The 14,625-nt window shown below is 45.5% G+C and carries 14 protein-coding genes; 9 read left to right on the forward strand and 5 right to left on the reverse strand.

Annotation, left to right across the window (positions count from 1 at the left end):
* Positions 1–206: 206 nt before the first annotated feature.
* A complete protein-coding gene (locus H9L23_RS12410; protein WP_187595253.1) occupies positions 207–1,724 on the reverse strand; it encodes an alpha-L-fucosidase in 1,518 nt (505 codons plus the stop codon).
* Positions 1,725–1,903: 179 nt separating this feature from the next.
* Between H9L23_RS12410 and H9L23_RS12415 the strand changes: the two genes are divergently transcribed.
* Both H9L23_RS12415 and H9L23_RS26880 read left to right on the forward strand, forming a co-directional pair.
* Positions 1,904–2,791 carry a helix-turn-helix domain-containing protein gene (locus tag H9L23_RS12415; protein WP_187595254.1) on the forward strand — a complete coding sequence of 296 codons (888 nt, stop codon included), beginning with the start codon at positions 1,904–1,906 and terminating at the stop codon, positions 2,789–2,791.
* A gap of 168 nt (positions 2,792–2,959) precedes the next feature.
* Positions 2,960–3,085 (forward strand): hypothetical protein, encoded by a 126-nt coding sequence (locus H9L23_RS26880; protein WP_262892389.1) that lies wholly within the window; start codon positions 2,960–2,962, stop codon positions 3,083–3,085.
* A gap of 132 nt (positions 3,086–3,217) precedes the next feature.
* Here the strand turns inward: H9L23_RS26880 and H9L23_RS12425 are convergent, their stop codons facing one another.
* Positions 3,218–3,571, reverse strand: a complete 354-nt coding sequence (locus H9L23_RS12425) for a winged helix-turn-helix transcriptional regulator (protein WP_246474930.1) — start codon at positions 3,569–3,571, stop codon at positions 3,218–3,220.
* A gap of 93 nt (positions 3,572–3,664) precedes the next feature.
* On the opposite strand from H9L23_RS12425, the gene H9L23_RS12430 reads away from it, so the two are divergent.
* A complete protein-coding gene (locus H9L23_RS12430) occupies positions 3,665–4,294 on the forward strand; it encodes a nitroreductase family protein (protein ID WP_187595255.1) in 630 nt (209 codons plus the stop codon).
* A gap of 102 nt (positions 4,295–4,396) precedes the next feature.
* Here the strand turns inward: H9L23_RS12430 and H9L23_RS12435 are convergent, their stop codons facing one another.
* The 3 genes from H9L23_RS12435 to H9L23_RS12445 all read right to left on the reverse strand — a co-directional run bounded on the left by H9L23_RS12435 (position 4,397) and on the right by H9L23_RS12445 (position 6,656).
* On the reverse strand, positions 4,397–5,038 hold the full coding sequence (locus tag H9L23_RS12435) for an alpha-ketoglutarate-dependent dioxygenase AlkB family protein (RefSeq protein ID WP_246474931.1): 642 nt from the start codon (positions 5,036–5,038) through the stop codon (positions 4,397–4,399).
* A complete protein-coding gene (locus tag H9L23_RS12440; RefSeq protein WP_187595256.1) occupies positions 5,017–5,511 on the reverse strand; it encodes a hypothetical protein in 495 nt (164 codons plus the stop codon). Before H9L23_RS12440 ends, H9L23_RS12435 begins: the two co-directional genes overlap by 22 nt.
* 245 nt (positions 5,512–5,756) lie before the next feature.
* Positions 5,757–6,656: an SDR family oxidoreductase gene (locus H9L23_RS12445; RefSeq protein ID WP_246474932.1), complete on the reverse strand. Its 900-nt coding sequence runs from the start codon at positions 6,654–6,656 to the stop codon at positions 5,757–5,759.
* A 218-nt stretch (positions 6,657–6,874) separates the two neighbouring features.
* On the opposite strand from H9L23_RS12445, the gene H9L23_RS12450 reads away from it, so the two are divergent.
* The 6 genes from H9L23_RS12450 (at position 6,875) to H9L23_RS12475 (ending at position 14,553) form a co-directional block, all read left to right on the forward strand.
* A complete protein-coding gene (locus H9L23_RS12450; RefSeq protein WP_187595257.1) occupies positions 6,875–7,381 on the forward strand; it encodes an RNA polymerase sigma factor in 507 nt (168 codons plus the stop codon).
* Positions 7,382–7,423: 42 nt separating this feature from the next.
* Entirely contained in the window at positions 7,424–9,943 is a 2,520-nt protein-coding gene (uvrA, locus tag H9L23_RS12455; protein ID WP_187595258.1) for an excinuclease ABC subunit UvrA, read from the forward strand.
* Positions 9,944–10,026: 83 nt separating this feature from the next.
* Positions 10,027–10,539: a (2Fe-2S)-binding protein gene (locus H9L23_RS12460; RefSeq protein WP_187595259.1), complete on the forward strand. Its 513-nt coding sequence runs from the start codon at positions 10,027–10,029 to the stop codon at positions 10,537–10,539.
* Positions 10,532–11,551, forward strand: coding sequence for an FAD binding domain-containing protein (locus tag H9L23_RS12465; RefSeq protein ID WP_187595260.1), 1,020 nt, complete (start codon positions 10,532–10,534; stop codon positions 11,549–11,551). The genes H9L23_RS12460 and H9L23_RS12465 overlap by 8 nt, the downstream gene beginning before the upstream one ends.
* A 25-nt stretch (positions 11,552–11,576) precedes the next feature.
* On the forward strand, positions 11,577–13,814 hold the full coding sequence (locus H9L23_RS12470) for a xanthine dehydrogenase family protein molybdopterin-binding subunit (protein ID WP_187595261.1): 2,238 nt from the start codon (positions 11,577–11,579) through the stop codon (positions 13,812–13,814).
* Positions 13,815–14,112: 298 nt separating this feature from the next.
* A complete protein-coding gene (locus H9L23_RS12475) occupies positions 14,113–14,553 on the forward strand; it encodes an Hsp20/alpha crystallin family protein (RefSeq protein WP_187595262.1) in 441 nt (146 codons plus the stop codon).
* The last annotated feature ends 72 nt before the right edge of the window (positions 14,554–14,625 follow it).

The raw sequence follows: 14,625 nt of genomic DNA on the forward strand, positions 1-14,625 counted from the left end.
TTTACGGTATAACTGGAGCAGATTTGTTAATGCTATTTTCTTTTTTTAATCCGGTGCTCACTTAACCCAAGTAGGATGATAGCAGCAAAGCAGACCAAGGGAACATAATAACCGTTTTGTATATTTCCGGTTTCATCGCTCCCAGTTACTGAATATACAGTTACCATACCTTGCGCTTGATTGTTAGCAGATTAATGTTTTTGAACCTATTTTTTAAATTCTATTTTGAAACCTGTTACTGCCCATGCAGGGTAATCAGCTGGTTTCTTAATCACCAGCGCATCGTTTTCCTGTGTCCAGTTTAGTTTCTCTTTACTACCAAGAATTGTAACCGAAACAATTCCTTTATCCAGATATTTCGATTTCGCCCCAAGCAGTGTCATTTTGATATCGCCTTTCGGAATATTTAAACAGAAAGCAAAAAGATTTTTATCTTTTGTTGTATACCTGATATCAGTTGACTGGTATTCACGGGTATCTGTTAAACCGCCGAAATGGCCCTTTTTCTGATTTGATTTAATGGTAGACGGCCCTTCTCCATACACTTTCCAAGGCCTGGAGCCATAAATACCTTCTCCGTTCATTTTGGTCCATTCCCCTATTTCAGTAATAATTTTAATTACATCAGGTTCAAGATCTCCCTCCGGGGTTTGTACAACATTGATGAGCAGATTGCCGTTTTTACTGACGATATCTGTCAAAAGTTGGGCAATTTCATTCGCGCTTTTGTACCGCTGCCCTGTTCTATAATACCAGTCTCCTATCGAAGTATCGGTTTGCCATGGAAAAGGGCTGATCGAATCAAGCACGCCGCGTTCTACATCCTGTGCCCATTTTCCTTCAGATGCTTCCTTGGGCGTATATACCGCTTCAAGTTTACCTTTATTTTTTGCAATATCCTGGTTATAATAATGCGCCACCATCTCCCTTCCAATATTTCCAAAAGGAAGCTTACTATCTGAATAAAGCAGGTCTGGATGATAGTTATCGATCAGTTCATTCACATTCTTTAACCATTGATTGTGCCATCCCGGATTATTAGTGAGCCAATCTTTAATATTGGCCGAATCAGCTGGTAAATGGTAAAGATCCGAATATTGAGGATCACGGCCATCGTAAGGAACACCAGCAAATTGCCCGGTTTTATCCGCACCGTGACTGGTTTGAAACCAGTTAAAACTGGCTGCCAGGTGCTCAGAAACGCCGAAACGAAGGCCTTCTTTTTTTGCGGCTCTTTGCCATAAACCAACAACATCTTTATGTGGACCCATATTTACCGAATTCCACTTATGGATTTTGGAGTTCCACAGAAAGAAATTATCATGGTGTGAGCCCATGGTTACAAAATACCTGGCACCGGCTTTCTTATATAACGCCATTAATTGTTCTGGATTCCATTTCTCTGCTTTCCAGAGCGGGATAAGATCCTTGTAACCAAATTTAGAAGGCGTTCCATATTTTGCAACATGGTATTTATTCTGCTCGCTGCCCTGGATATACATATTTTTTGCATACCAATCGCCTTGCCTTGGAACAGCCTGAGGCCCCCAATGCGACCAGATACCAAATTTAGCATCACGGAACCATTCTGGATACTCATACTGCTTTAACGACTCATCTGTAGGCTTAAAAACGATTTTTTCAACCTTGTTATTATGCTGTTGTGCCTTTACGCCAAGCATCAGGGAAGAAGCCATAAGACCTAATAATAATGTTTTTCTCATTTTATGATAGTTTAAATAATCTTTAAACACAAGATATCTCCAGTTACGGCCGACAGAATATGGAAAGTCGGAATTATTCCCCGGTTATATATTTGGTTACTATGATCAAAATTAAAGATCTTAACCGATGTATATTTGAATAAATTAGACTTTTTGTTGTAAAAATCCGACATTTAAAAATGATTAAAAGAGTATTACAGAACACTTTTTCCCTGCTGAATGTAGACCACGTAAAACTAACGCATAAATGGGATTATCGAAATGTAATCAGTCCTTATTACCGTATATATTATATAGATGACGGAGCAGGTGAGATATCTGACCAGGTTAATTTTTTAAAGCTAGAGCCAGGTTACCTTTATATTATACCTAGTTTCACCCTTTGTAGTTTAAGTTGCAGCAGCCATTTAAGCCAGTATTTTGTTCAGTTTTTCGAAGAATCTGCAGATGGGGTTTCGCTTTTTGCCAGAAGCCGGGTAGTTTCGAAAATCAAGGCAACACAGTTGGACATTGATCTTTTTAAACATCTGCTCGAAATCAATCCTGGCCGGGGGATCAATAGGTCTGATGACCCCAAAATATATGAAAAGAATATTTATTATAAAGAATATCAGGAACTGAATAACAGGCAGAACTTAGCCAGTTATATCGAAACCCAGGGCATATTGCTTCAGTTAATGGGTCGTTTTCTAAAATCCCAGCAACATCTCGCACAGGGAATCCAACATGCACCATCTAAAATTGCCGAAACGATAGGACATATTTTGGTTAACCTGCATCAGGAATTATCTGTGACTGCACTTGCTGCCCGTATTAATCAGCATCCTGATTATTTCTCACGGCAATTTAAAATCTTTACCGGAGAGCGCCCGGTAAATTATATACTTGGCAAACGGATAGAGCGGGCACAATATTTATTGGCCACCAGCAAACTGGCCTATTCAGAAATTGCTGCGCAAACAGGTTTCGATACCCTGTCATACTTCTCCAAATCCTTTAAGAAAATAACCGGAATGTCTCCACGAACTTATAAAAAACAAATTTATATTGTAGGTTTTACCTTGTAAACAACCATTAAAAACTCAACGGGAAGGATCTAAATCCTCACAATAAAAGACAAACCCGAATGGAATAAGCATAGTTAAATGAAAATAACTGAAATGGAAAGCCTGATTTATCTTAAAATACAATTAAAACAGTAAAAAATTAACAGTCAGACATTTACAGACATCAAGATGCTTTACTGCAGGGCCGGAAAACCTGCTGAACTGGCTTCAATTGATGTGCAGCTGGCCGCTAACGATGCCGGTTATTCTACAGGACAGATTTATGTCGCGGCAGGTAGAAGCGGACAGCCTTAAGTCAATAAACATAAAAATTAGTTCAACTTACTGCTAATCCCAGCATGAAAGACATTTGAAATGACCAACATTCGGGGATTAATCAGGCCTGAATAAATAGAGAACGATTTTTTTTAAAAAACCTAAATTACATTATTTTTTACTGATCTGCTCCCGGTGCGTCTGTCCCCAGGCAGAAAGTACAGTTATGATGGGCTGCACCGATTGGCCGTATTCAGTGAGCGCATAACTTACCGTAATGGGCTGGGTATCTATAACGGTTCGGCTGATAAGCAGATTGGTTTCCATTTCCCTCAGCTCTCTGCTAAGCACCTTTCCGGAAATGCCTTTTACATCCCGCATAATCTCAGAATATCTTTTCGGACCGAAGAGCAGGCAGGTAATGATGGTGATCTTCCATTTACCGCTCAAAACGTCGATGGCATCGTGTACAGCCATAATGGCCATTTTGCATTCGTGGCTGGGTTCTCTTGTAATCTGCTTCATGGTTACCTTTTTGTCACCGTTACTTTTTGTCTTATAGTGACAAAAGTAAACCAAAACTTGCAATTTTACCGCCAGAAATAAAAAAATTAAATCATGAATACAATAGAAAGCTTAAAATGGCGCTACGCCACCAAAAAATTCAGTGACCGTAAAGTTTCAGCAGAAGACCTGGATAAAATTCTGGAAGCCATTAACCTGTCAGCATCTTCTACCGGCCTGCAGCCTTACCGGATATTCGTAGTCGAAAATCCTTCTGTTAAAGAATCTTTGGGTGAGGGATCTTTCAACAGCCAGATTGCAAGCTGTTCACATTTGCTTGTATTTGCGGCCTTAACCGCAATAACAGCAGAACATATTGATGCCTATATGCTGCAAATCGCCACACAAAGGGAAATTCCTGTCGAGGCACTTTCTGACTTTAAAGCCGCGCTGGTTGGTGGCATACTTTCCCGTAAGGATGAGGATAATGCAGCATGGGCGGCAAGGCAGGCTTATATCGCTTTGGGAACCGCACTGATTTCAGCTGCTGAACTTAAGATCGATTCTACGCCAATGGAGGGTTTTGATATAGAAAAATTTGATTCGCTGCTTGGACTGAAACCTTTGGGGCTGACCGCTGTGGTAACCCTGGCACTGGGCTACCGGGATGAGGAAGGTGACTTTTACGCAGGTTTGAAAAAGGTAAGATTGCCGCTCTCGCAGCTAGTCAGCTTTGTAAAATAAATAATTTCAGGTGAAATAAGAGAATCAGCATTGCTTTGCAGATCTTCACAGCAATGCTTTTTTTCAACATCCGCTATTCCCTTTTTAATCAAACCTGACTTATCAGGTAGATGGATCCATGATCCGCCTGAAAGTCAGGTTGATCCTTGGTCCAATATTTTCAGTGGTCTTGGCAATCCGGTGCTCCCATCCAGACTGCAGATCTCCTTTCATGATCAGAAGGGATCCATGTTCAAGCCGCACAGAATATTTTTCATGGTGATTCTCTTTTTTTCTAATATCAAAACTTCGGACTGCGCCAAAGGAAACCGAAGCTATAATGGGGTGCGATCCCATTACCGTTTCTTTATCACTATGCCAGGCGACCGAATCCCTGCCGTTACGGTAATAATTGAGCAGTACACTGTTGAAGCTTATGCCCGAAACCGGCTCTACCAATTTTTTAAGTTCCAAAAGTGATGCTGTCCAATCCATCGGAGTGGATTTGCCAAGGGCTCCGTAATCAATACCATCGGTATTCCCATACCAGGCAGTGAGCCTGGGCGTAAGTACCTCGCGATCGTACATCTTCACAAGCCTTTGTTGCCATGGCGTATCCCGTATCAGGGTTTTGAGTAACAAATCACTTTTCTCTTGATCAATAAAACCAGCATGATAGTCTACCACATCTCCCGGTAACCCTGCAGACTGTCCGCTATGTGAAAAAAAACTCAATTGTTCCATTACCTGTTCACTTCTTCCCATCCAAATGATTCTTTCTTATAAACCAGGGGCCGGGCGTCCAGTGAGAAGTCGTCCGAAAAATCATGATTGAAAACCTGGAAGCTAACCGTCCATTCATCTTTGAGCAGACCGGGCACAAACCGTGAAAATATACGCTCAAAACTTTTAAAGCTGATCCCCTCTTTACAGATCACCATATAGGCTGCATCAGACCTGAACATGACTTTTTCGACTAGGTTTGGCCAGCGCGAACAGATTTCCCCAGGCAGGCTGTTGAAATATTGCGCATCAATGTGACCGGTAAGCATGCTAAAAAGTTGCTTGTTCAGATCATCTCCGCTCAGTTGCCTCCAGGTGCCCTGCAGCTTTTCCAGACTGCCGAGCAGTTCCCCGTCCAGCACGATCCTCCAGGGCTCTCCTGCCCCGAACCGGATCAGCTGATAAAGTTCCGATCCCCCATCTTCACCTTCAAAAAAATAGTCCAGCTCCGTCATATAAAAGATATTTTATCATCTTCAAAGATCAAATATAATTATTTTTACTAAATAAATTAGCAATTATTTAAAATTTAAAGAACAGAAACTTAGCTCAAATTATTCTAAATCATAATCGTATATGCTTACTGATCAATCAAAAACTGGAGTATTTGTGATTAGCAAGAACAATTGGATTGAATAACTATTGGAACAAAAAAGGGCATTCCTTAAGAATGCCCCTTTTATCATTTAATGAAATAAACTTATGGATGGCCGTTTCCACCGGCTGCACCATATATCTGTCCGGTTGCGTAACTGGCAGAACCATCGGCCAGCTGCACGTAGATTGAGGCAAGCTCTGCCGGCTGACCGGGACGACCGAGCGGGGTAGCTTTACCGAATTCCACAATGGCATCCTGCGGCTGCCCGCCACTGGTTTGCAGCGGTGTCCATACAGGACCAGGTGCTACGCCGTTTACCCGTATGCCCTTTGGCCCCAGCTGCTTGGCCAGCGATTTTACAAAGGCCACATTGGCCGCTTTGGTCTGGGCGTAATCAAATAGGTTCTCCGAAGGGTCATACGCCTGTACCGAACTCGTTGAAATAATTACCGATCCCGGTTCCAGATGCGGTAAAGCTGCTTTGGTGATCCAGAATGGTGCATAGATATTGGTTTTCATGGTCACATCAAACGCTTCCGGACTGATATCAAGCAGTGAATCTACCGCCTGCTGGTGCCCGGCATTATTGACCAGTATATCAATTCCGCCCAGTTTTTCCACGGTTTGTGCCACCAGCGTTTCGCAGAATTCGCGGCTGGTAATGTCACCAGGGATGCCAAAACCTTTGCTCCCTGCCTCTTCTATTAGCTTAAGTACCTCATCGGCATCTGATTGTTCCTGCGGAAGGTAACCGATCACCACATCCGCTCCTTCACGGGCGTATGCAATCGCTGCTGCACGGCCTATGCCCGAATCCCCTCCGGTAATAAGTGCCCTGCGCCCCGCTAATCTTCCGGAACCCTTATAACTTTTTTCCCCATGATCAGGCACCGGGTCCATTTTCGATGCAAGTCCGGGAACTTCCTGCGGCTGTTTATTAAACGGTGGCGCAGGATACATGTTCCTGGGATCCTGCAATGTTGGTATTTTCTTTTCAGTCATGTCGTTTTTGATTAATGTTCTTTAAATCCAACAGGACAGCTCCGGCAATTGTTCGGGAAATAAAAAAAAATCCATACAACAAGGACAGGCATGTCCCCTAATTAGATCATGCTGGCCATAACCGAAAATCTTTAACTGCAAAACAAAATCCACGGGTTTCATGTTATCTGAAAACAAAAAAATTGGCAAAGATAACGGACAAAAACATCCACCTGTAAATGAATGAACTAAAATTTGGTACACTGATCAAAGAGCACTCTCCCGCACTTCGCCGCCACGCGATCCGTTATACCAAAAACGAAGATGATGCGGATGACCTTGTACAGGATACCATGATCAAGGCGATCCGTTTTTACAAGAATTTTGAAGAAGGAACCAATATAAAGGGATGGCTGTTTGTGATCATGCGCAATACTTTTATTAACGACTACAGAAAAAACACCCGGAAAAATGCACTGATCACCCAGACCGATGAAATCAGCTCACAAGACCTCGCGGTAAGTGCTTCGGCCAATAAAGCAACAGGGACATTTATTTTAGGTGATATACAAAAGGCACTTGCCTCGATCCCGGAAATCTATTCAACCCCTTTTATCCGTTATTTTGAAGGACATAAATATCAGGAAATAGCAGATGAATTCAATATGCCAATCGGAACGGTGAAAACCAGGATCCATATCGCAAGGGAAATGCTAAAAAAATACCTGAAAACATACCAGCCCTAGAACAGCGGATATAAAAGGTGCCTCATAAAGCAAAGCAAAAATATGGCAGGGAAAGAAAAAGGCAATATGATCAGGGTACGAGGTGCAAGGGAACATAACCTAAAAGATATCAGTTTAGACATTCCGAGGGACCAGCTTGTGGTTTTTACCGGGGTATCAGGATCAGGCAAATCTTCTCTGGCCTTTGGAACCTTATATGCCGAAGCCCAGAGAAGATACCTTGAGTCGGTATCTCCTTATGCCCGCAGACTGTTCAACCAGATGAGCGTACCCGAGGTGGATTCAATTGACGGACTGCCGCCAGCTGTTGCACTCCAGCAGCAGCGCGGCGGCGCAAGTACCCGCTCTTCGGTGGGCAGTGTGACTACGCTTTCCAATCTGCTGCGCATGTTATATTCCAGGGCCGGTGATTACCCAAAAGGCCAGTCTATCATTTATGCTGAAGGATTCTCCGCCAATACCCCACAGGGTGCATGCCCGGAATGTCATGGACTGGGCAGCGTGTTCGAGGTAAGCGAAAAAACAATGGTTCCCGATCCCACGCTCACCATTCGTGAGAGGGCAGTTGCCTCCTGGCCACTCGCCTGGCAGGGGCAGAACCAGCGAGATATCCTGGTATCGATGGGTTATAATGTCGATATACCCTGGAGAGATCTTCCTAAAAAAGACCGTGACTGGATACTCTTTACAGAAGAAACCCCGACAGTCCCCGTTTACCCAGGATTATCTCCAGAAGAGACAGCAAGGGCCATAAAAAATAAAAAGACCCCGGATTATATGGGTACTTTTATCGGTGCGAAGCCTTATGTCCTTAAGACTTTTTCCTCCAGCCAGTCCGAACTGATGAAGAAAAGGGTGAGCAAGTATATGGTCAGCGCCCCCTGCCCGCTGTGCCTTGGTAAAAGGCTTAGAAAAGAATCACTTTCGGTTAGTTTCGATGGAAAGGACATTGCCGTACTTTCAAGGCTGTCACTCACTGAGCTTTCTACCATTTTCAGAAAGTATGCCCGTTCTGAGAAAGGTCAGCAGTCAGAAAAACAGATTGTAACACAGCGGATCTGTATGGATATCCTTTCACGGATCGAAGTGATGCTCGAACTGGGGCTGGGTTACCTGAGCCTTGAACGCACTACGCCGACCTTATCTCCGGGAGAACTTCAACGGCTGAGACTGGCCACCCAGGTCCATTCCAATCTTTTTGGTGTAATCTATGTTCTCGACGAGCCCTCTGCCGGACTCCATCCCGCCGACACAAAGGCGTTACTAGGGATCCTGGACAGACTGAAAAATGCCGGAAACAGTATTTTTGTTGTGGAACATGAGGTGGAGGTGATCAGGCATGCCGACTGGATAGTCGATGTTGGACCGGGTGCTGGTGAAAAGGGAGGCCATATATTATACAGCGGACCATTGAAGGGCTTAAAACAAGCAGAAAGATCAGTTACCGCCCGGTTTTTATTTAATGATATAAAGCCGGTTATCAATCCGCCCAGAAAGGCCACTGGCCAGCTCCGTATTTCAGGGGCAGGCCGTCATAACCTCAAAAATATTGATGTTGATTTTCCGATCGGCGTACTTACCTGCGTTACGGGAATATCGGGCTCTGGAAAAAGCAGCCTGGTTAGCCAGGTGCTCGTGAACCTTGTTGCCGATGGGCTTGGCCAGAAGTTGGATACTGAAACAGAACCTGTTTCAGCGGCGCCAGAGCTAAAAACCACTGCACCAGTTGAGGGAAAGATATCGGGTGGGCTGGAACAGATTACCCGCCTGGTAGTTGTAGATCAGCGGCCGATCGGGCGCACCCCGAGATCGAACCTTGCAACCTACACCGGTCTTTTCGATCAGGTCAGGAAACGCTTTGCAGATACTGCGCTCGCCAGAAAACGCCGGTATGATGCAGGCCGGTTTTCATTTAACGTGGCAAAAGGAAGATGCCCGCACTGCCAGGGCGAAGGCTTTGTGATGGTAGAATTGCTGTTTTTGCCGAGCGTATACAGCCCCTGCCCCACCTGCAACGGATCAAGGTACAATCCCGAAACCCTTGAGGTCACCTATAAGGATAAAAACATTGCCCAGGTATTGGAAATGACCGTAGAGCAGGCCTGCGATTTTTTCGACGAGGATCCCGCTGTTTACCGGGCGCTGGATATTGTAAGGGAGGTAGGACTTGGTTACCTGAGGCTCGGACAGGCGGCAACCGAACTCTCGGGAGGTGAAGCGCAGCGGATCAAGCTGGCCACCGAACTGCAGAAAAGCCAGAAAGGGTCTTCACTTTATGTGCTGGATGAACCCACTACCGGACTGCATCCTTCAGATGTAGAACGGCTATTGGCCCAGCTCAACAAACTTGCCGATGCAGGAAATACAGTTGTAGTGGTTGAACATGATATGCAGGTTATTGCCCAGAGTGACTGGATTATCGATATCGGACCGGAGGCAGGCGAGAAAGGCGGCAGGATCGTATACAGCGGTAGTGTTGATGGCCTGATAAACTGCAAGGAAAGCAAGACAGCACCATTTCTGGCCGCATACCTCAAAAAGTATGCTAAAATACGAAGCTGATTATTGATACCCCTTATCAATAAATTAAAAACCAATGTTTCAATTCTATTGTTAGCAAGATAATCCAGTTAACAGATTATACTATGCAAACAGAACCTCAAAAATCCCAGCAAGGAACGTCAGATACCCGGTCAATCACATTCAGGATCAACGGAGAAGACCGTAATATCGTTATCCGCCCATGGGTGAGCCTTTTGGACTGCCTGCGTGACCATCTGGACCTGACAGGAACAAAAAAAGGCTGTGATCATGGCCAGTGCGGTGCCTGCACGGTTATCTGCGATGGCAAACGGGTACTAAGCTGCCTTACCCTTGCAGTAATGAAAGATGGTGCTGAAATCACCACCATAGAGGGAATTGCCAACGGAAATGAACTCCATCTATTGCAGCAGGCTTTTATCGACCATGATGCCTTCCAGTGCGGCTATTGTACACCCGGACAGATATGCAGCGCAATAGGATTGCTAAAGGAAGGAAAGGCAAACACGCGCGAAGAAGTAAAAGAACTGATGAGTGGCAACCTTTGCCGGTGCGGGGCCAATGTGGGGATAATTGATGCGGTTATGCAGGTAAAAAACGGGGGGAGCTATGAATAATTTCGACTACCAGCAGGCTTCAGATGTTTCGGGCACAATAAAACTTGCCTGTGATAACAGCCAGGCCAAATTCATTGCTGGAGGCACAAACCTACTGGACCTCTGGAAATACAACCTTGTCCATCCCTCCCTGCTCATCGACATCAACCACCTTTCCGAACTTTCAGAAATCCGCGGACGCAGTGATGGCGGACTCAGGCTGGGCGCTGCAGTTAAGAATTCCGACACCGCTTACCATCCCAGCGTAGAGACCAGGTACCCGCTACTTTCGAGAGCCATACTGGCAGGCGCCTCAGCGCAGATCAGAAATATGGCCAGCAATGGCGGCAACCTGTTGCAGCGTACGCGCTGTTACTACTTTTATGATCATCAGGTGCCCTGCAATAAGAGAAAGCCGGGTTCGGGATGCCCGGCCAAAGAGGGTTACAACAGGATGCATGCCATCCTTGGAGCCAGTGAAGAGTGTATTGCGGTATTTCCTTCGGATATGTGTGTGGCCCTGGCCGCCCTGGAAGCTACCGTAAACATAGTTGGCAAAGAGGGAAAGCGCACTCTTGCCTTTGCCGATTTTCACCGTCTGCCTGGCGACCGCCCTGATCTGGATAACCATTTAATGCCTGATGAGCTGATCACCTCCATTGATCTGCCAGAAAAAGGTTTCCCTTTAAATTATTCCTATCTTAAACTCCGCGACCGGCACTCCTATGCCTTTGCGCTGGTTTCGGTAGCCACAGCCCTTGAGCTGGAAGGCGATATCATCACTGAAGCGAGAATCGCACTTGGAGGTGTAGCGCACAAGCCCTGGCGTTCAGCAGAGGCGGAGGAATTTCTGCGTGGCAAGCCTGCAAACAAAGAAAACTTTTCAACAGCAGCAGAAATTATCCTAAAAGGCGCCAAGGGATATGGATATAACGATTTTAAAATAAAACTGGCTAAAAATGCGGTGGTTAGAAACGGGATGATGGCACTCAACCCCGCTTCCCAGCTTCCGGGCGCACAGCCTTCAGCTTAACAATCCCCACCTAAAGACATTGATAATGGATACAAATAAAACTGTAGGAAAGCCCCTGAGCCGTTTGGAAGGAAAGGCAAAAGTTACCGGAGCGGCAAAGTATGCAGCAGAATACCAGGTTAGCGATCTCCTCCACGGTTATATCGTGGGCAGTCCTGTCACCAAAGGAAAAATTACGGACATCGATATCACAAAGGCCATGGCTATACCCGGTGTGGTTGAAGTAATCTCCCACCTTAACCGTCCCAAACTTGCCTGGTTCGATCTGCAGTATACCGATATGGATGCTCCTCCGGGCACCGTTTTCAAGCCGTTGTATGATGAAAACATACTTTATAACGGCCAGCCCATTGCATTGGTTATTGCCTCAGATTTTGAAACAGCGAGGTATGCCTCCACGCAGATTATCTTCCAGTACAGCAGGGAAGCGCACCAAACCTGCCTTGAAGATCACCTCGATAGGTCAAGGGCAGCAAAAAAGGGATTCGCCACTGCATTAAAACCACCTCCCCCACCGCCAACCGGCGATTTTGAAACTGCCTTTGAAAACGCGGCGGTAAAGATCAACGCAAAATATCACCACGGTACCGAACACCATAATCCCATTGAACTGTTCGCCACCACAACCGTATTTGAAGGGGATGGAAAGCTGACTATATACGACAAAACCCAGGGTACAATCAATAATCAGCTTTTCATTGCCAACGTTTTCGGGCTGCATTATAAAGATGTACGCGTACTGGCACCATTTGTTGGCGGCGCTTTTGGTTCAGGGCTCAGGCCACAGTACCAACTTTTTCTCTGCGTGATGGCAGCGCTGCACCTGAAACGCAATATACGTGTGGTGCTGGATAGAAAGCAGATGTTTTCCTTTAGCCACCGGCCACCCGCAGTACAACAACTCCGCTTCGCAACAGACATCAACGGCAGGCTCACCGCCCTTGGCCACAGCACATTTGCCGAAACCTCCAGTTTTGAGGATTACACCGAGCCTACATCCAACTGGAGTCACAGACTCTACCCCGCCCCAAATACCCTTTTCGAGCAGGAAGTTGTCCCACTCGATGTCCCTACACCAATGGATATGCGGGCACCGGGCGGAAGCACTGCCCTTCATGCCATCGAGTGTACCATGGACGAGCTCGCCTATAAACTTAAAATCGATCCTTTGGAACTGAGGCTGATCAATTATTCAGATATGGATCCCTCCAGCAAAAAACCATATACCAGCAAGGCACTGAGGGAATGTTACCTGCAGGCGGCTGAAAAATTCGGCTGGCAGAAACGTTCCCCTGAACCAGGGAGCATGCAGCGCGGCAATAAACTTATTGGCTATGGCATGGCCACCGGGATCTGGGATGCCTTTCAGTTTCCGGCAAGGGTGAAGGTGATGATCGATGGCGAAGGAAAGATGGTAATCGACAATGCCACAACAGATATAGGGACAGGGACCTTAACGGTGATGACACAGATAGCCGCCGACGAACTCGGTCTATCCATAGAAGATGTGGAATTCCGCTACGGAGACAGCAAAAAGCCTTTTTCAATGTTCCAGGGAGGCTCCGCGATCACATCATCTACCGGCGTGGCCATCCTAGTCGCGGCAAGGGCACTCCGTAAAAAACTACTAAAAAAAGCAGCGCAGATGGACGGCTCTCCGTTTAAAAAATCGGGAGAAGAAGAGGTATTCTTTGGGCAAGGCCTCATGATGCTCAAAAAAGACCCGAAGGTAAAAGTTTCATTAAAAGATATTATTGCCTTCAACAAAGGCGTTGCCATCCACACCACACAGATGGGAAAACCCCACATGCTCAAGCTCAAAAAGTATAGCCTCGCAACCCACAGCGCCTCCTTTGTAGAAGTAGAAGTTGACCGGGACCTGGGGACTGTTAAAGTAACCAGAGCGGTAACCGCGGTTGCCGCCGGAAAGATCATCAATCCTAAAACCGCCAAAAGCCAGATCCTGGGTTCAATGATCTGGGGGATCAGTAAGGCCCTTTATGAAGAGACGATCATGGATGCCGGGCTGGGCAAATACATCAATGCAAACCTTGGCGAATACCACATACCCGTACATGCGGATATCGGCGAACTCGAGGTGATATTTGCTGATGAAAAAGATACACTTATCAATGAGCTCGGCACCAAGGGAGTTGGGGAGATTGGCCTGGTAGGCATGCCGGCAGCAATCTCGAATGCCATTTATCATGCAACTGGTAAGCGTATTTACAAGCTGCCGGTCCATTTCGACGAACTGATATAAGCGCCTCTTAAAGGATGATTCCATAATAAACCGGCCCTTCAAAATAAAACTTGCGGGCCCGGTGGCGGTTATATAGAACTATGTTATGCCCATCTTCCAACTGAAAAAATTTCAGCAATGGAACTGAAAAAATTTCAGAAAAAATGAAAATATTTCAGAAAAAATTGTGTTGAATCCCTAAAAACCGCATTGGCACAGCACTTGATTATATTTGTTCAGTCCTTCGGACGAAGGCTTATGAGAAAATTAATTGATTTATAGTCCATTTATTATTAAACCATTAAAAGGAGAAAAAACTATGACATTGGTTAAATTCAATCCAGAAAAAAAGAACAGTTCATTGCTGCCAGGCTTCAATGACATTTTTGAATCGGTATTAGGCGATACCTTTTTCAGCGACCGTCGCCTGAGCAGTGTACCTGCTGTCAACATTTCAGAGTCGGGTGAGGAATACCATATTGAACTTGCCGCACCGGGCCTGAAGAAAGAAGATTTCAGGGTATCGGTTGAAAGGGACATCCTGACCATCTCAACCGAGCAGAGGACCGAAAGTAATAATGAAGGAAAAACCTATAACAGAAGGGAATACAGCTATTCGGCATTTACCCGATCATTTACCCTTCCCGAGAGTGCAGATGTTGACCGGATCCAGGCGAGTTATACAGACGGCATACTCAAACTCAACATTCCTAAAAAGGAGGAAGCCAAAGCGGTTTCCAGACAAATCGAGATACAATAATCCCAAAGTGCCGCTAAATGCGGCACTTTCTATTGTTAATGCACTACATAATCCTTAAACCAAAAACTCAGT

Origin of the sequence: Pedobacter roseus (assembly GCF_014395225.1) — a bacterium.
Lineage (GTDB): Bacteria > Bacteroidota > Bacteroidia > Sphingobacteriales > Sphingobacteriaceae > Pedobacter > Pedobacter roseus.